The organism is Corynebacterium sp. 401_CJEI (assembly GCF_001076435.1).
Classification (GTDB): domain Bacteria; phylum Actinomycetota; class Actinomycetes; order Mycobacteriales; family Mycobacteriaceae; genus Corynebacterium; species Corynebacterium jeikeium_D.
In genome coordinates this window covers 32705-50039 of sequence record NZ_JVIP01000033.1, presented here as the reverse complement: position 1 = coordinate 50039, position 17335 = coordinate 32705, and the positions used below count along the sequence as shown (strand labels likewise).

General features: G+C 58.1%; 15 protein-coding genes and 1 pseudogene. All 16 read left to right on the top strand.

Going from position 1 to position 17335, the window contains the following annotated elements:
• The first annotated feature begins 1 nt into the window (after position 1).
• The 16 genes and pseudogenes from ruvX (at position 2) to carB (ending at position 17334) form a co-directional block, all read left to right on the top strand.
• Complete coding sequence (ruvX, locus tag ADM64_RS07370) at positions 2-505, top strand: Holliday junction resolvase RuvX (RefSeq protein ID WP_049193736.1); 504 nt, start codon at positions 2-4, stop codon at positions 503-505.
• 259 nt (positions 506-764) lie between these two features.
• Positions 765-1991: an endolytic transglycosylase MltG gene (gene mltG / locus ADM64_RS07365; protein WP_049193734.1), complete on the top strand. Its 1227-nt coding sequence runs from the start codon at positions 765-767 to the stop codon at positions 1989-1991.
• Between the two features lie 14 nt (positions 1992-2005).
• Entirely contained in the window at positions 2006-2821 is an 816-nt protein-coding gene (locus tag ADM64_RS07360) for a shikimate dehydrogenase (protein WP_016422699.1), read from the top strand.
• A gap of 26 nt (positions 2822-2847) precedes the next feature.
• The gene (locus ADM64_RS07355; protein ID WP_049193733.1) at positions 2848-3459 is read left to right on the top strand and encodes a prepilin peptidase; all 612 of its coding nucleotides are present in this window, start codon (positions 2848-2850) and stop codon (positions 3457-3459) included.
• 94 nt (positions 3460-3553) lie between these two features.
• Positions 3554-4741, top strand: coding sequence for a chorismate synthase (gene aroC / locus ADM64_RS07350; protein WP_187400145.1), 1188 nt, complete (start codon positions 3554-3556; stop codon positions 4739-4741).
• A gap of 40 nt (positions 4742-4781) precedes the next feature.
• Positions 4782-5303, top strand: a complete 522-nt coding sequence (locus tag ADM64_RS07345; RefSeq protein WP_048731844.1) for a shikimate kinase — start codon at positions 4782-4784, stop codon at positions 5301-5303.
• An 87-nt stretch (positions 5304-5390) separates the two neighbouring features.
• The gene (gene aroB / locus ADM64_RS07340; protein ID WP_048731847.1) at positions 5391-6500 is read left to right on the top strand and encodes a 3-dehydroquinate synthase; all 1110 of its coding nucleotides are present in this window, start codon (positions 5391-5393) and stop codon (positions 6498-6500) included.
• Positions 6497-6973, top strand: a complete 477-nt coding sequence (gene aroQ, locus ADM64_RS07335) for a type II 3-dehydroquinate dehydratase (RefSeq protein WP_016422704.1) — start codon at positions 6497-6499, stop codon at positions 6971-6973. Before aroB ends, aroQ begins: the two co-directional genes overlap by 4 nt.
• Positions 6970-8142 (top strand): M24 family metallopeptidase, encoded by a 1173-nt coding sequence (locus ADM64_RS07330; protein WP_049193732.1) that lies wholly within the window; start codon positions 6970-6972, stop codon positions 8140-8142. Before aroQ ends, ADM64_RS07330 begins: the two co-directional genes overlap by 4 nt.
• An 87-nt stretch (positions 8143-8229) precedes the next feature.
• Positions 8230-8793, top strand: a complete 564-nt coding sequence (gene efp / locus ADM64_RS07325) for an elongation factor P (RefSeq protein ID WP_016422706.1) — start codon at positions 8230-8232, stop codon at positions 8791-8793.
• 48 nt (positions 8794-8841) lie between these two features.
• Positions 8842-9363, top strand: a pseudogene (gene nusB, locus ADM64_RS07320) (transcription antitermination factor NusB); the annotation flags it as partial.
• A gap of 434 nt (positions 9364-9797) precedes the next feature.
• Complete coding sequence (gene pyrR / locus ADM64_RS07315) at positions 9798-10367, top strand: bifunctional pyr operon transcriptional regulator/uracil phosphoribosyltransferase PyrR (protein WP_049193730.1); 570 nt, start codon at positions 9798-9800, stop codon at positions 10365-10367.
• Positions 10364-11317 carry an aspartate carbamoyltransferase catalytic subunit gene (locus ADM64_RS07310; protein ID WP_016422709.1) on the top strand — a complete coding sequence of 318 codons (954 nt, stop codon included), beginning with the start codon at positions 10364-10366 and terminating at the stop codon, positions 11315-11317. The genes pyrR and ADM64_RS07310 overlap by 4 nt, the downstream gene beginning before the upstream one ends.
• A complete protein-coding gene (locus ADM64_RS07305; RefSeq protein WP_049193729.1) occupies positions 11318-12679 on the top strand; it encodes a dihydroorotase in 1362 nt (453 codons plus the stop codon). It begins immediately after the preceding gene.
• 38 nt (positions 12680-12717) lie between these two features.
• A complete protein-coding gene (gene carA / locus ADM64_RS07300) occupies positions 12718-13950 on the top strand; it encodes a glutamine-hydrolyzing carbamoyl-phosphate synthase small subunit (protein ID WP_255465687.1) in 1233 nt (410 codons plus the stop codon).
• A 24-nt stretch (positions 13951-13974) separates the two neighbouring features.
• Complete coding sequence (carB, locus tag ADM64_RS07295; protein WP_049193726.1) at positions 13975-17334, top strand: carbamoyl-phosphate synthase large subunit; 3360 nt, start codon at positions 13975-13977, stop codon at positions 17332-17334.
• Position 17335: the final 1 nt, after the last annotated feature.

Below are 17335 nucleotides of genomic sequence, written 5' to 3'. Positions count from 1 at the left end.
AATGGCTAAGCCCCGTATTGATACCCCCGGTCAGGATGATCCCGGTCGGGGTCGACGGCTCGGAATCGACGTCGGCGATGTCCGCGTTGGCGTCGCGGTCTCTGACCCCGACTGCATCCTGGCGACCCCGGTTGAAACAGTCACTCGAGCAACGGGGCGAAAAGATCCTGACGGGCCGGATATTGACCGGCTCGTGGAACTTGCCACTGAACTTGAGGTCGTCGAGATTGTTGTCGGCATGCCCCTTATGCTTGACGGCTCGTTCGGGACTTCTGCGCGGAAAGCTACTGACGTTGGATTCCGGCTGCAGCGCCGACTCGGTGATCGAGTCGTAGTGCATTACGCCGACGAGCGGATGACGACGGTAATGGCCCAATCACGACTGCACGCAGCAGGTATTGATGTTAAGTCCGGTCGGAAGATTATTGACCAGGCTGCGGCAGTAGAAATTCTGCAGTCCTGGTTGGACAGACGGGCAAAAGCTTTGGACGAAAATACCGAGTAGGGGCACACAAAAGTTACCGAAAGGTGACAATTCACCCACCTTTGCGCAATTATTAAGTGTGTAATACCTAAGCACGTTTGTCGCGTGCATAGGATTTGAAAAGTTGAAGTGGCGATTCACACCTACAATGCAACCTAGTGCTACGACTTCGTCGTAAAGCTATGTCGCACCAGTCGTTATCAGTCGCGTGTCGTACCCGAATGGGAAGACTCCTTGCTGATACCGATGGGAGAGTGAGCTGCATTCGAGGAGATTATTGATGAGTAAAGACGCGCAGACTGCGCGCCGCACTGATAGCGGCGGTGCCGACCGGGACCGCGCTGGTGCTCGCAGCGGTGGGGCAAAGCCTCGAGTTCGTCACCGCCAAACGGCAGTGGCAATCAATGTGACTTCTGTCCTGTTATGCGTGTTGGTCCTCGGAGTGATTGGCCTCGTCTGGAATCGTGGCGGCATTGTTGACGATTACGATGGCAAAGCTGAGGGTCCATTGACGATTGTTGAGGTCAGTGAAGGCACGTCACTTACTGATTTGTCCAACCAATTGGTGGAAAGCGGCGTCGTCAAGTCTTCCCGTGCGTTCATCCAGGCCGCGAATGAGAACTCTCATTCAAGTGAATTGCAGCCTGGTTTCTACCGACTCCATCAGCGGATGAAGGCCGACGAGACCGTCGAGGCTCTTCTGGATGTCGAAAATCAGGTCGGTACCGTTGACATTCCGACTGGCGCCCGTTTCGCCGATACCCGCATTGTGTCCTCATCGGATGTACGTAAGGGAATTTTCTCGCTTATTTCTGAGGCCACTTGTGTTGAAGACAATGACTGCGTATCCAAGGCCGATCTCGAACGTGCTGCTGGTGAGGCCGATTTGGCCGCGCTGGGTGTTCCAGAATGGGCACGAGACGCGGTAGCTGCGCGTGGCAACGACCCTCGTCGTCTTGAGGGACTCATTACGCCGGGTATTCATCACCTTGACCCGCAGCAGACGCCCGAACAGATGCTTGCAAAATTGGTCAAGGAATCGGTGAAGAATTATGAGGACACGGGTCTCATGGCTTCAGCGGACATGGTTGGTCTTACTCCATACGAGCTGATTACCGCAGCTTCTTTGATCCAGATGGAGGCGCCAGATGGCGACTTCGATAAGGTCGCTCGCGTTATTCTCAACCGTCTCGACGAACCGATGCAGCTGCAGTTCGACTCGACAGTCAACTACGACCTGCCAGATCAGGAAATCGCAACCACGGATGAGGACCGCGCGCGAAAGACCGCGTGGAACACCTACGCCAAGGAGGGGCTGCCGGAAACCCCCATTGCTTCGCCCTCCATCGAGGCGATTCGTGCCATGGAAAATCCGGCTGACGGCACCTGGCTGTACTTTGTCACGGTGGACAAGGAAGGAAATACTGTCTTTAGCACGACCTTCGAAGAGCACGAGGCCGCTATCGACGAGTCACGCAACAATGGCGTGCTGGATTCCAGCCGCTAAGAGGTAGAACTCCTATGCCTATAACTCATCGCGCAGCCGTGCTGGGAGATCCGATTGATCACTCGTACTCGCCGGCTATTCACAACGCCGGTTACCGCGCTGCGGGAATGAATGACTGGCACTATGACCGCATTCGCTGCAACGCCGAAGAACTTGCCGACGTCGTTGGTGGAGCAGACCCCAGTTTCCAGGGATTTTCCGTCACGATGCCTGGCAAGTTTGCCGCGCTGGACTTCGCGGATGAAGTCAGTGAGCGCGCACGGCTCATAGGTTCAGCGAACACTCTGGTCCGTCGCGATTCGGACTGGTTTGCCGACAACACCGATGGCGACGGCGTACTGGGAGCACTGCGCGAGATAGACTGCACGAACGCACCACGTGGCCGCGCCGTTGTTGTTGGTGCCGGTGGCACGGCACGACCGGCACTTTGGGCGCTGTCGCAGCTGGGTGTCAATCATGTGACCGTAGTAGCGCGCTCCGAGCGCGCATATGACATTGAACCATTAGCTGCCGCGCTGGGGATGGAATTTGTTTGGGTGACTTTTGATGTTCCAAACCTGGCAGATATTGCTGGTAATGCCGACGTGCTGGTCTCTACGGTGCCGTCAGCCGCAATTGAGTCGGTTGCTGGCTACCTCGCTCGAGCACCGAAGATTCTCGACGTCATTTACAATCCCTGGCCAACCCCACTTGTGAAAGCAGCGGAACGCGGAGGGACACAGGCGGTCGGTGGATTGTCCATGTTGCTACATCAAGCGGTGGGACAGTTTGAGCAGTTTACTGGACGCACTCCCGATGTCGAGGCGATGCGTGCAGCGCTGCCGAACTAGCTCACAACCGTTACAATCCCAAAGTTATGGGGTGGGGAATAACTGAGATAGGGCTGTCTCCGATTGGACAGCACAGGATTGACCCGGTCTACCTTGACCGGGTTTTCTATTTCCTAGTCGTGATGCTTGTACTCGGCTGGGGCGGTATTGGCTGCTGGTTGGATGTGACTCGGCGAAGACTACCGAACTGGTGGTTAGTGCTAGGGGCAGTGGGTCTGATAGCAACCACTGGAATGGTGCTCCAGCAAAAGAGCACCTTGGCTGACAATCTCGCCAGTGCAGTCGCAGCCATAGGAACAGGAATAGGCCTCTGGTTTGGCCTCTATGTAGCAGTCTTCATCTTCAACCCACGCTCTATGGGGGCTGGAGATGTGAAGCTCGCAGCAATTCTCGGGGGCGGTGTCGGTCTGGTATCGGGCGAGCCAGTGGCGACAGCAATTTGGATTGCAGTGGCAATTCTGTTGGCTGCCGGACTCACTCTCCTCATGGCAGGAGTCACCGCGGGAAAGCGGGGCTGGGGTGACGATCGTAAAGTGAAAACAACGCCTGTGCCGGCGAGCGTGCCTCATGGGCCTGCGATGCTTGCAGCAACCGCCATTGTGTGGGGGATAAGCGGAGGGTACCTGCAAGTCCCCTGAAGCGGTAGACCAGGGGCGATGAATTGGGGCATATTTGAAACTTGTATGCCCCCAAATGCACAAGAACTACGGCAAACGTGACATTATGATACCTATGCTTCGTTGGACTACCGCGGGTGAATCTCACGGCAAAGCGCTTATCGCTCTCGTAGAAGGCGCGCCAGCCGGACTTCCCCTGACTACAGATGACGTATCACGCCACCTCGCACGCCGCCGCCTCGGCTATGGTCGCGGGGCGCGAATGAAGTTTGAGGCTGATGAGGTCACCCTGCTGACTGGCATTCGACATGGTGAGACGCTGGGATCGCCGATTGGCATTATGGTCGGCAACTCCGAATGGCCCAAGTGGACTGAGGTCATGAGCCCGGATCCAGTTGACCCAGTTGTTTTGGATACAGCTCGTGGCGCCACCTTAACCCGCCCGCGCCCGGGGCATGCCGATTTCAACGGCATGCTGAAGTACAACCACACCGATGCTCGAAACATCCTGGAGCGTTCATCGGCTCGCGAGACTGCAGCACGTGTGGCGGCATCGGTTGTGGCACGCTCAATTCTGCGTGAGACTCTCGGTGTGGAAGTTGTCAGCCACGTTATTTCCATCGGTCGTTCGGAGCCCTACGAGGGGCCACTGCCGACCTTCGCTGATCAGGACAAGATTGACGAGTCGCCAGTGCGTGCATTCTCCGCAGCTGCGGAGGAGTCGATGATTGACGAAATCAAGGCCGCCAAGAAGCAGGGCGACACCCTCGGTGGCATCGTCGAGGTCGTTGTCCACGGTCTGCCGGTGGGTCTGGGATCGCACATTTCCGGTGATGCCCGTCTGGATTCGCAGCTTGCGGCTGCCTTGATGGGAATTCAGTCCGTCAAGGGCGTGGAGATCGGCGACGGTTTTGAGGAAGCCCGTCGCCGTGGCACCGAGGCTCACGATGAAATGGTGCGTACCGACGACGGCGTGGATCGGGAAACTAACCGCGCCGGTGGCCTGGAGGGTGGCATGACTAATGCTCAACCTCTCGTTGTGCGTGCTGCGATGAAACCAATTTCGACCGTTCCGCGTGCGCTGAAGACCGTCGATATGGCCAGCGGCGATGCAGCTACCGCAATCCACCAGCGCTCTGATGTCTGCGCGGTCCCGGCCGGCGGTGTTGTCGCAGAGGCAATGGTCGCGCTGGTACTGGCGCGTGCAGTGATGGAAAAGTTCGGCGGCGATAGCCTGGAGGAAACCAAGCGTAACGTTGAGGGCTACTTGGAGCAGACTCGACGTCGCCTTGATTGGAAATAGCGCCACAGTCGCGCACACGAAGAAGGGTAAAACGAGGGGAATGTCCGTTCCTACTATTGTCCTTGTCGGACCGCCCGGATCGGGAAAGTCCACCATCGGTCGTCGACTGTCTCGTGCATTGAGCACAAGACTCACCGATACCGATGAGATGATTGAACAGCGCATGGGCAAGACTTGTGGGGAAGTCTTTTCCGAGCTGGGAGAGCCGGAATTCCGCCGTATCGAGGAACAAATCGTGGCGGAGGCTCTGACCCACGACGGAATCGTCTCACTTGGCGGTGGTGCCGTGATTTCGCAGGCGACCCGTGACCTGCTGGCAGACCATAACGTCGTCTACCTCGAGATCAGCATTGCAGAGGGTGTCCGTCGTACAGCGGGTAACAATTCGCGCCCGGTGCTCCAGGCGGATGATCCTGAGGCTCATTACCGCGCGCTCTATGAGGCTCGCCGAGCTTTTTACGAAGATGCAGCCACTTTCAAGGTGCGTTCCGACGAACGTTCCCCGCAGCGCGTTGTGGCCGAGATCCTCAGCTACCTCGATGAAACCTGCGACGAGGCTTAACTGGCGACTCTTAAAAGGCGGCAGCTAATCACTGCCGTATAACCAGCAACTCCATACATTTCTTACGCTAACGACTAGGGACTGACAATGAACTCAACCCGCACAATCCGTGTTGAAGGCCCATCGCCGTACACGGTGACCATGGGGCATGGACTCACCGAGCAGATTGCGGAGGCCGCTACCTTTGCTTCCCAGGTTGCGGTAATTCACCAGGGGAGCGTTCAAGAGCTGAGCTTCGGCGTCATCAAGGCTCTGGCGGACAAAGGAGTCGACTCCTTCAGCATCCAGGTTCCGGATGCGGAGGAGGGCAAGACGCTCGCAGTTGCTGAAACAGTTTGGGACACTTTTGGTGAACGCGGTCTGGGCCGGCGTGACGCGGTAATCGCGATTGGCGGCGGTGCAGCTACAGACTTCGGTGGATTCGTCGCCGCCGCGTGGATGCGTGGAGTGAAGGTTATCCAGGTCCCGACGACGCTGCTCGGCATGGTCGACGCAGCTGTCGGCGGTAAGACCGGTATCAACACTGCAGCCGGCAAGAACCTGGTCGGCGCTTTCCACGAGCCTGCCGCGGTGTTCTGTGACCTTGATGTCCTGCGCACCTTGCCGAAGGCCGAGCTGATCGCGGGCTCGGCAGAGATTATCAAGGCTGGATTTATCGCGGACACGAAGATTCTCGATCTTTACGAGGCAAACCCGCAGGCCTGCCTCGATGTTGACGGTGACCTGCCAGAACTGGTCGAGCGCGCGATTGCTGTCAAGGCACGCGTTGTCGCTGAGGATCTGAAGGAATCTGGCCTCCGTGAGATCCTGAACTATGGCCACACTTTCGGTCATGCCGTTGAGCACTTTGAAAACTACCGCTGGCGCCATGGCCATGCCGTAGCTGTAGGCATGGTTTATGTTGCCGAGCTGGCCAAGATCACCGGACATATTGATCAGGAACTCGTCGACCGCCACCGTCGCATCCTAGAGTCCATTGGTCTGCCAACGACCTACCAGACAGGTCGTTTTACCGAGCTCTACGATGCGATGACCAGGGATAAGAAGAACCGCGACGGTGCGATCCGATTCGTTATTCTAGAAAACCCCGGTGAAACAGCCCGTCTTGAAGGCCCGGGAATGGATGACCTCGAGCGTGCATACGAACTGCTCTGCAACAATGGGCACGCCGCATCGGAGGAGTCAGCCCGCTCATGACCTCTCTTCGCGCAGCAACTGATGCCACAACGGCGATTCCGACCGTGCTTGTTCTGAACGGCCCGAACCTCGATCGTCTGGGCAAGCGTCAGCCAGAAATTTACGGTGCCACTACTTTGGCTGATGTCGAATCTGAACTTCGTACCCTAGCCAAGGAGCTTGGCGTCGTAGTGGATTGCCGCCAATCCAACTATGAAGGTCAACTCATCGAGTGGGTTCACGAAGCTGCCGACTACGGTTGGCCAGTCATTATCAATCCAGGGGGGTTGACACACACCTCCGTCGCCCTACGTGACGCGCTTGCCGAAATTGCCGACGGCGCGGGCTTCCACGAGGTCCATATTTCAAACATTCACGCCCGGGAGGAGTTTCGGCACCACTCGTACCTGTCGGCGCTTGCCGCGGGCGTTATCGTCGGATGCGGAACTGATGGGTATTCCATGGCACTGAGAAGGGTGAGTACGAAACTATGACAGATATCTCCACGAACTACGCCGCCCGCAGAGCCGCTCTTATCGACGCATTGTCCGACAACGACTGCGACGGTTTCCTCACAGTCGATCCGACGCATGTTGGTTGGCTTACAGGTTTCCACGGCTCGAATGCTGGTTTGATTGTTGCGGCCAGTGGGGAAGCGCTGCTTTCCACCGACGGCCGCTATACGGTTCAGGCTGGCAAACAGGCACCGGACGTGGAGTTACTCACCGCCCGCAACACCGGCGTGGCACTCGTCGGTCAATGCCGAAAGCTGGATATCTCGCGTCTTGGTGTTGAATCTGAGTTCCTCACTATGGCCGCTTATCAAGAGCTAGAGGATGCCCGGCCACAGGCACTCGAGCTGGTATCGACTACGGGCGTCGTCTCTAAACTGCGGGAGGTCAAGTCCGATACAGAACTCGTCGCTCTGCGCCAGGTCGCCGACATCGCGGTCCGCGCATTCGAGGACTTGCTTCACGACGGCATCGTGGTCGCCGGCCGCACGGAGCGCGAAGTCGCCGCAGAGTTGGAGTACCGCATGCGCATGCATGGCGCCGATCGGCCAAGCTTCGACACGATTGTCGCGAGCGGCCCGAATTCCGCCAAGCCACACCACGGAGCGGAAGATCGCGTAATCGAGGCAGGTGACCTGGTCACTATTGACTTTGGCGCCTTTGCCGGGGGCTACAACTCAGATATGACACGTACCCTCTTTGCCGGTGAGGCGGGAACGTCGTCAAGCGAAAACGGTCCGAACAATACGTCGTCAGATTTGGACGGCGCGATTGTTGCCGGGGTGGAGTTCGCAGACGAGAAGGCCCGAGAGATTTACAATGTCGTGCTGGAAGCCCAGCTGGCTGGCGTAAAAGCGGCCGTGCCAGGGGCTGATGTTGTGGCTGTAGACGCAGCATGCCGGGACATTATTGAAAAGGCTGGTTATGGGGAGCACTTCGTTCATTCCACCGGCCACGGAATCGGTATTGAGGTGCATGAGGCTCCATTTGCTGCTCGCACCGGCAAGGGGAAGTTGGCAGCTGGCATGACGTTGACCATCGAGCCTGGTATTTATGTGCCGGGGTTCGGCGGTGTGCGCATCGAAGATACGTTGATTATCACCGACACCGAGCCGGAAATTATTACGCAGCTGCCGAAACCGCGGGCCTAACATCACGGCGTTTTATTTTTCTCTCGATGAGATACGGAGTATCGTGGTTTCGTCAGAGAGCTTTTTAACAATTTCAGGAGAGTTTAGTTGGCTACCACCGCAGATTTTAAAAACGGTCTAGTTATCAAGCACGACAATAAGCTTCAGCAGATCGTGGAGTTCCAGCACGTCAAGCCAGGTAAGGGTCCGGCATTCGTCCGCACCAAGCTGAAGGACGTTCTGACCGGCAAGGTTGTTGACAAGACTTTCAACGCTGGCGTCAAGATTGAGACTGCTACCGTCGACCGTCGCGACATGACGTACCTGTACCACGACGGTGAAGGATACGTCTTCATGGACGACAAGACCTACGACCAGATTTCCATCCTGGACGCTCAGATGCCGGAGGGTGCTAAGTTCCTGCTTCCGGAAACCACCTGCCAGGTGTCCTTCCATGAGGGCAACGTTCTTTTCGCTGAAATGCCTGTTTCGGTTGAACTGAAGGTTGAGCAGACCGACCCGGGTCTGCAGGGCGACCGCTCCACCGGTGGCACCAAGCCGGCAACTTTGGAGACTGGCGCTGAGATTCAGGTGCCGCTGTTCATCGAAACCGGCGACGTACTGAAGGTCGACACCCGTGACGGCTCCTACCTGTCCCGCGTCAACCACTAATTCCCTCATCTAGTTCACCCTTTTGTTGAGAGCGATACATACACATCCATGACTGAAAAGGATCACAAGTCCGTCGAGACCCCGGATGCGCAGGAGTCCGCGAAAGTTCGCGAACCTAACTACAAGCGCCACGGCGCGCGCTACCGTGCGCGCCGTCGTGCGGTAGATCTGCTATTTGAGGCCGAGCAGCGAGGCGTCGACGTCGTCAAGCTTCTTGAAGAGCGGCTGGAAATGGTCCGTAATCCCGATCTGGATGTGAATCCAATTGCGGAGTACACCGAGCAGATCGTGCGCGGTGTAGCTGCGGAAATTATCGGTATCGACTCGACGATTTCTTCGTACCTGACGGAGGAGTGGCCGCTGCGTCGCCTACCGGCAGTCGACCGTGCTATTTTGCGTCTTTCCACCTGGGAGCTGTTCTACAACTCCGACGTGCCTCCGCGTGTGGCCGTGGTGGAAGGCGTTGAGCTGGCATCGGAATACTCCACTGATGTGGCGGCACCGTACATCAACGCAGTTCTCGATGCCGAGGCCAAGATTGCCGACCAGGCACGCCTGGCAGCAGCAGCTGTTAGCACTTCGGTGGGCGAGTCCCAGTTCGACGAGGCTATTCAGGCACAGGCTGCTGCAAATGAGGAAGCTGACAAGGCACTGGCTGACTCCGATGAGATGGCTAAGATTACCGGCCTGGACATGAGCGATATTGCCAAGCTGGTGGCTGAAGACGTGGCTAAGAGCGAGAACGGGTCCTAGCCAATCAAAGCGGCCGGGCTCACTGCGAGCCGATCACAGTCGGTTCTCGCGGATTGTCTGAAACTCCAAGTCCCTTTTTTGGGGGCTTGGAGTTTTGTTGCATTTAGAGGCAATTTAAGTGTGAGTGCTATTCTGGTCAGCGGAAGTTTGCACCGCGACCGTAGTTGCGGGTCACGCAAACTGATAATCAAATATCCACAATCAAGACATCCTTTAACGGACCGCACTGAGAGGCGGGGAAGGAGGTCACGATGAGCGAAGGAACGCCGCAAACAACCGAGCTGCTCAATGCAGACGAAGTTGCACGTACCATCGCGCGCATCGCGCACCAAATTATTGAAAAAACTGCGCTGGATAGCCCAAATGCTGGGCGCGTAGTTCTCCTCGGTATTCCGTCTGGTGGCGTACCGCTGGCGGAGAAGCTAGCCGATTTGATTGAACAGTTCTCCGGCATTCGCCCGGAAACTGGATCGCTTGATATCACCCTGTACAGGGATGACTTGCGCAAGGGCCCGCACCGCGCCCTGCAGCCCACGAACATTCCAAACTCCGGAATCGACGGCACCACCGTTGTTCTCGTAGACGATGTCCTCTTCTCAGGTCGCACAATTCGTGCCGCACTCGACGCTATTGCTGACATGGGTCGCCCGCGAGTAATTCAGCTTGCAGTGCTGGTTGATCGTGGTCATCGTCAACTACCAATTCGCGCCGATTACGTCGGTAAGAATCTGCCAACTTCCCGCGACGAAGACGTCGATGTGCTGGTAGAGGCACTTGACGGCCGTGACGCGGTTATTCTCACCCGGGCGGAGGAACAGTGAAACACCTGATTAGCATTGCGGATTTGACCAAGGATGAAATTGTCGGCCTGATGGATGAGGCCGATCGTTTCAAGGAGGTCATCCGCGGTCGGGAAATTAAGAAGCTGCCGACCCTGCGCGGCCGCACTATTTACAACCTCTTTTACGAGAACTCCACGCGTACCCGCTCTTCTTTTGAGACTGCGGGTAAGTGGATGAGCGCCGATGTTATTAATATCTCGGCTTCCTCTTCCTCTGTGAAGAAAGGCGAAAGTCTGAAAGACACCGCGCTGACTTTGGATGCTATCGGCGGCGATGCCATCGTCGTTAGGCACCCATCGTCGGGCGCGGCACAGCTGATCGCCAAGTGGACTGAGGAATTTGGCAACGGTCCATCGATCATCAACGCGGGTGACGGAAAGCACCAGCACCCGACGCAGGCTCTCCTGGACGCGGTGACGTTGCGTCAGCGCCTCGGTGGAATTGAGGGGCGCAAGGTCGTCATCGTTGGCGATATTTTGCACTCTCGCGTCGCTCGCTCTAACGCCGATCTGCTAAGCAAGCTCGGCGCCGAGGTCGTCTTCGTCGCGCCACCGACGTTGCTGCCGTTTGGCATCGAGACCTGGCCGGTGCGTGTTGCCTACCGCATGGAAGACGAGATCCGAGATGCTGATGCCGTGATGATGCTCCGCGTTCAGCAGGAGCGCATGAACGGAGGCTTCTTCCCATCCCATCGCGAATACGCCACTCGCTACGGGCTGTCGAAGGCTCGCGAGAAGATGCTTCGCGACGACTGCATTGTGATGCACCCAGGCCCGATGCTTCGTGGCATGGAAATTAACGATGCCGTCGCTGATCTGCCGCGCACTGCCGTGCTGCAGCAGGTAGCCAACGGTGTCCACGTCCGTATGGCAGTTCTTTTCACACTGCTGACCTCAGGTGTTTCCGCCAACTTGGAAGGACAGGCATAAATGTCGAATCGCAATGAGTATGACGAAGCCTCGTACCCCGAGGTAGGACCGCTGGCAGCGTCCGCGAGGGGACAGCTGCTGCTGAAGGGTGTGCGTCCCTACGGTGAAGGCGAAGATGTCGACGTTCTGATCGAAGATGGCGTTATCGCTGAGATTGGTGAAAATCTCACGGCCGAGGACGGGGTAGAGGTCCTGGAGTTCGACTCCCTCGTTCTCTTGCCAGGCCTGGTTGACATCCATGTGCACCTGCGCGAGCCGGGCCGTGAAGATACGGAAACCCTGGCCACTGGTTCCGCCGCCGCAGCACGCGGTGGTTTCACCGCAGTGTTCACTATGGCCAATACCGCGCCGGTAACCGATGACCCCTCGATTGCTGAGTCGGTGTGGCTCAAGGGCCAGGCGCTGAACCTCTGCGACGTTCACCCGGTCGGATCCATTACTAAGGGGCTGAAGGGCGAGACGCTGACTGAGTTCGGCATGATGGCAGACTCGCAGGCGAAGGTACGCATGTTCTCCGATGACGGTAAGTGCGTTGATAATCCGCTGATTATGCGCCGCGCGATTGAATACGCCCGCGGCGAAGACGTATTGCTGGCGCAGCACTGCGAAGATCCGCGTCTGACCGCAGATGCATCGGCTCACGAAGGTCCGACCGCCGCACGACTCGGCCTGACCGGGTGGCCGCGCGTAGCTGAGGAGTCCATCGTGGCCCGAGATGCCATTATGGCTCGCGACTACGGCGGACGCATGCACATCTGCCACGCTTCCACCGAAGGTACGGTTGAGCTGGTCAAGTGGGCAAAGGAGCATGATATTCCGCTGACCGCCGAGGTTACCCCGCATCACCTGATTCTCACCGATGAGAAGTTGGAGACCTACGACGGCGTCTACCGCGTCAATCCGCCGCTGCGTGAGCAGCGCGACACCCTGGCTCTGCGTCAGGCTCTGATTGACGGGATCATTGACTGTGTCGCTACCGACCACGCTCCGCACGGCTCTGAAGAAAAGTGCTGCGAGTTCGAGCACGCTAAGCCCGGCATGCTTGGTCTGGAGACCTCGATGCCAATCATCGCCGAAGAGTTCGTTTTGAAGGGCGATTGTGATTGGCGCTGGCTGGCCAAGGTCATGAGTGAGCGTCCCGCTCAAATCGTGAAGCTACCGGGGCACGGCCGTCCGATTGCTGTCGGTGAGCCTGCCAACCTGACCGTTGTTGACCCGGGCAAAAAGTGGACGGTCCGCGGCGAAGACCTGGCGTCGAAGTCCGAGAACACTCCTTATGAGGAAATGGAGATGGCCGTGTCCGTGGCAGCTACCGTGCTGCGCGGTAAGGTGACCGCTCTTAACGGAGAGGTCGCTGGATAATATTCATGTCAACGCATAAAAATTCACATGCGTCCCGTATGATTAATGTAAATTCCTCGCACGCTACCCAACTGAAAGGCAATAACGTGAGCAACGAGTCGCAGGCCGCGGCCGCTACAGCGGCAGTCCTGGTATTGGCAGATGGCCGAGTGTTCCGCGGACGCGGTTTCGGCGCCACCGGTACAACCCTGGGTGAGGCAGTTTTTACCACCGCTATGACGGGCTACCAGGAAACCCTGACGGACCCGTCCTACCACCGCCAGCTGATTGTGGCTACCGCACCACAGATCGGCAACACCGGTTGGAACGATGAGGACTACGAGTCCCGCGGAAACAAGATTTGGGCAGCTGGCTTTATTATCCGCGATTTGTCGCGCATTCCCTCCAACTGGCGCTCGGAGCGCAGCTTGGAAGATGAACTGAAGGCACAGGGCATCATCGGTATCCGCCAGATTGATACCCGCGCGCTGGTTCGCCATTTGCGCGACAATGGCTCGATTGCCGCTGGTATTTTCTCCGGTGAGGACGCACAGCAGCCCGTCGATAAGCTGGTGGAAATCGTTCGCGCTCAGCCTGCGATGAAGGGCGCGGATCTGGCTCGCGAGGTCAGCACCGATGAGGCCTATGTCGTGGAACCACAGGGGGAGAAGAAGGCACGTGTTGTGGCCTACGACCTGGGCATCAAGTCCAACACCCCGCGTGAGCTGGCTAAGCGTGGCCTGGAAGTCGTAGTTGTTCCGGCTAACACTCCGTACGAAGATATTAAGAAGGAATACCAGCCGGACGGTGTCTTCTTGTCCAACGGCCCGGGTGACCCGGCAACTGCTGATGAGATGGTTGCGGTCGCCAAGGCTGCCCTCGATGACGGCATGCCGCTATTCGGTATCTGCTTCGGTAACCAGATTCTTGGTCGCGCACTCGGCCTGAATACCTACAAGCTGGTCTTCGGTCACCGCGGCGTCAATGTTCCGGTGAAAGACCACCGCACTGGCCGTATTTTTATCACCGCTCAGAACCACGGTTTCGCACTTGAAGGCAAGGCCGGCGAGAGTTTCGATACCCCGTGGGGCGAGGCAGAGGTTACGCACACCTGCCTTAACGACGACGTCGTGGAAGGTGTCGCACTGAAGAACGGCATGGCCTTTTCTGTGCAGTACCACCCGGAGTCCGCAGCCGGCCCGCACGATGCGCACTCTCTCTTTGATGACTTCCTGGCGCTGATCCAGAAGGTCGATTTCAACAAGTCCGCAACCGGAAACTCGAACAAGTAGGAAAGGGCTAAGGGACCTAACACCATGCCACGTCGTACAGACATCAACCACGTACTGGTTATCGGCTCCGGCCCGATTGTTATCGGTCAGGCCTGCGAGTTCGACTACTCCGGCACCCAGGCTTGCCGCGTGCTGCGCGAAGAGGGCCTGAGAGTCACGCTGGTCAACTCCAACCCGGCAACGATTATGACTGACCCGGAGTTCGCAGACTCCACTTATATCGAGCCGATTGAAACCAAGTACATCGAAAAGATCCTGGCCAAGGAAGCTGCAGAGGGCAACCCGATTGACGCTGTCCTGGCAACTCTCGGTGGCCAGACTGCACTGAACGCAGCTATTCAGCTGGACCGCGAGGGCATTCTGGAGAAGTACAATGTCGAGCTGATTGGTGCTGATATTCCGGCCATTCAGCGCGGTGAGGATCGCCAGATGTTCAAGGACATCGTCGCCAAGATTGGTGGCGAATCCGCTCGTTCCCGCGTCTGCCACAACATGGAAGAAGTCCATGAGACTGTTGCAGAGCTCGGTCTTCCGGTCGTTGTTCGCCCTTCGTTCACCATGGGCGGTCTGGGTTCCGGTCTGGCCTTCAACCAGGAAGACCTCGACCGTATTGCAGGTGGCGGCCTGGCCGCATCGCCCGAGGCCAATGTTCTGATCGAGGAGTCCATCCTCGGCTGGAAGGAATTTGAGCTCGAGCTCATGCGCGATGGCGACGACAACGTCGTCGTGGTCTGCTCCATTGAAAACGTTGATGCCCTCGGTGTCCACACTGGTGACTCGGTGACTGTCGCCCCGTCGATGACTCTGACCGACCGCGAGTTCCAGACCATGCGTGACCAAGGCATCGCAATTCTGCGTGAGGTCGGCGTTGACACCGGTGGCTGTAACATCCAGTTCGCCATCAACCCGAATGACGGCCGCATCATCACCATTGAGATGAACCCGCGCGTCTCCCGCTCGTCGGCGCTTGCTTCCAAGGCAACTGGTTTCCCGATTGCAAAGATTGCTGCCAAGCTGGCTATCGGCTACACCCTTGATGAGATCACCAACGACATCACCGGTGAAACCCCGGCAGCGTTTGAGCCGGTGCAGGACTACGTGATTGTCAAGGCTCCACGCTTTGCTTTCGAGAAGTTCCCAGGTGCTGACGATACGCTGACCACCACCATGAAGTCCGTCGGTGAGGCCATGGCTATCGGCCGTAACTACATCGGCGCGCTCGGTAAGGTCATGCGCTCGCTGGAGAACAAGCCAGCTGGTTTCTGGACTGTTCCGGATGAGGACTTCGCAGGTGAGCGCGCAAACGATGTCAACGCTGTCCTTGAAGATCTGAAGCGTCCGACTGAAGGCCGCATCTACGACGTTGAGCTGGCTCAGCGTCTGGGTGCTTCCATCGAGCAGATCCACGAAGCTTCCGGCCTGGATCCGTGGTTTATCGCCGAGATGGAAAACCTGCAGGATATCCGCAAGGAGCTTATCGACGCTCCGGTGCTGACCTCCGACCTGCTGCGTGAGGCTAAGTACTGGGGACTGTCCGACGCCCAGATTGCTGCGCTGCGTCCGGAATTGGCCGGGGAAGACGGCGTGCGCGAGCTGCGCTGGCGCCTGAACATCCACCCCGTATTCAAGACTGTCGATACCTGCTCCGCCGAGTTCGAAGCACAGACTCCGTACCACTACTCGGCATACGAGCTGGACCCGGCTGCTGAGTCCGAGGTCGCCCCGCAGACCGAAAAGGAAAAGGTCATCATCCTCGGTTCTGGTCCGAACCGTATCGGCCAGGGCATTGAGTTCGACTACTCCTGTGTCCACGCGGCCCTCGAGCTTTCCCGCGTTGGCTACGAGACCGTCATGGTCAACTGCAACCCGGAAACGGTTTCCACCGACTACGACACCGCAGATCGCCTCTACTTCGAGCCGTTGACTTTCGAGGATGTCCTCGAGGTCTACCACGCTGAGAGCCAGTCCGGAAAGGTCGCAGGCGTCATTGTTCAGCTCGGTGGCCAGACCCCGCTGGGCCTGGCGGAGCGTCTGCAGGCCGCAGGCGTTCCGATTGTCGGCACTAGCCCAGAGGCAATCGACCTGGCTGAGGACCGCGGTGAGTTCGGCAAGGTGCTGGCTGAGGCCAAGCTGCCGGCGCCGGAGTTCGGTACCGCCACCTCCTTCGCAGAAGCTCGCCAGGTTGCCGCTGGTATCGGTTACCCGGTGCTGGTCCGTCCGTCCTACGTCCTCGGCGGCCGTGGCATGGAAATCGTCTACGATGAGGCCACTCTGGAGGACTACATCAACCGCGCTACCGAGCTGTCCAATGAGCACCCGGTACTGGTTGACCGCTTCCTGGACAGCGCCATCGAGATTGATGTTGATGCACTGTGTGATGGGGAAGAGGTCTACCTCGGCGGCGTTATGGAGCACATCGAGGAAGCCGGTATTCACTCCGGTGACTCCGCGTGTGCGCTGCCTCCGATGACTCTGTCGGCAGGCATCATCGACAAGGTGCGTGAATCCACCAAGGCACTGGCACATGGCATCGGTGTCAAGGGCCTGATGAACGTTCAGTACGCACTCAAGGACGAGACCCTCTACGTCATCGAGGCCAACCCGCGTGCATCTCGCACCGTACCGTTTGTCTCCAAGGCAACCTCGGTTCCGCTGGCTAAGGCCGCGTCCCGCGTCATGATGGGCGCTACTATCGCGGAACTGCGCGAAGAGGGCATGATCCCGTCCAACTTCGACGGTGGCTCCCTGCCTGCTGACGCTCCGATTGCGGTTAAGGAAGCGGTCCTGCCGTTCAACCGCTTCCGCGACTTCGAGGGCCGCGCTCTCGACAGTCTGCTGAGCCCGGAGATGAAGTCCACCGGTGAAGTCATGGGCCTGGCCGACAACTTTGGTGCCGCTTTCGCCAAGGGCGAGCTGGCCGGTTTCGGTGAGCTGCCGACCGAGGGCACGATCTTCGTTTCGCTGGCCAACCGCGATAAGCGCACTCTGGTCTTCCCGATCCTCACGCTGGCGGATATGGGCTTCCGCATCCTGGCAACGGAGGGTACGGCCGGTATGCTGCGCCGCAACGGTGTTGAGTGTGAGGTCGTCGCAAAGCGTACGACTGATTCCGATGCGCCGACGGACGAGCGCGACATCGTCGACATGATTCGCGACGGTGAGGTTGACATCATTATCAACACCCCGTCCGGTTCTGCTGGCGCACGCTCTGACGGATATGAGATTCGCGCTGCTGCTGTGAGCCAGGGCGTAACTTGTGTGACCACCGCTCAGGGGGCCGTCGCCGCACTGCAGGGCATTCTGGCACTGCGCAACGGTGAGATGAGCGTTAAGGCTCTGCAGGAACTCCACCCGGCAGAGTTGGCTGCTCAGGAGCAGGCATAAC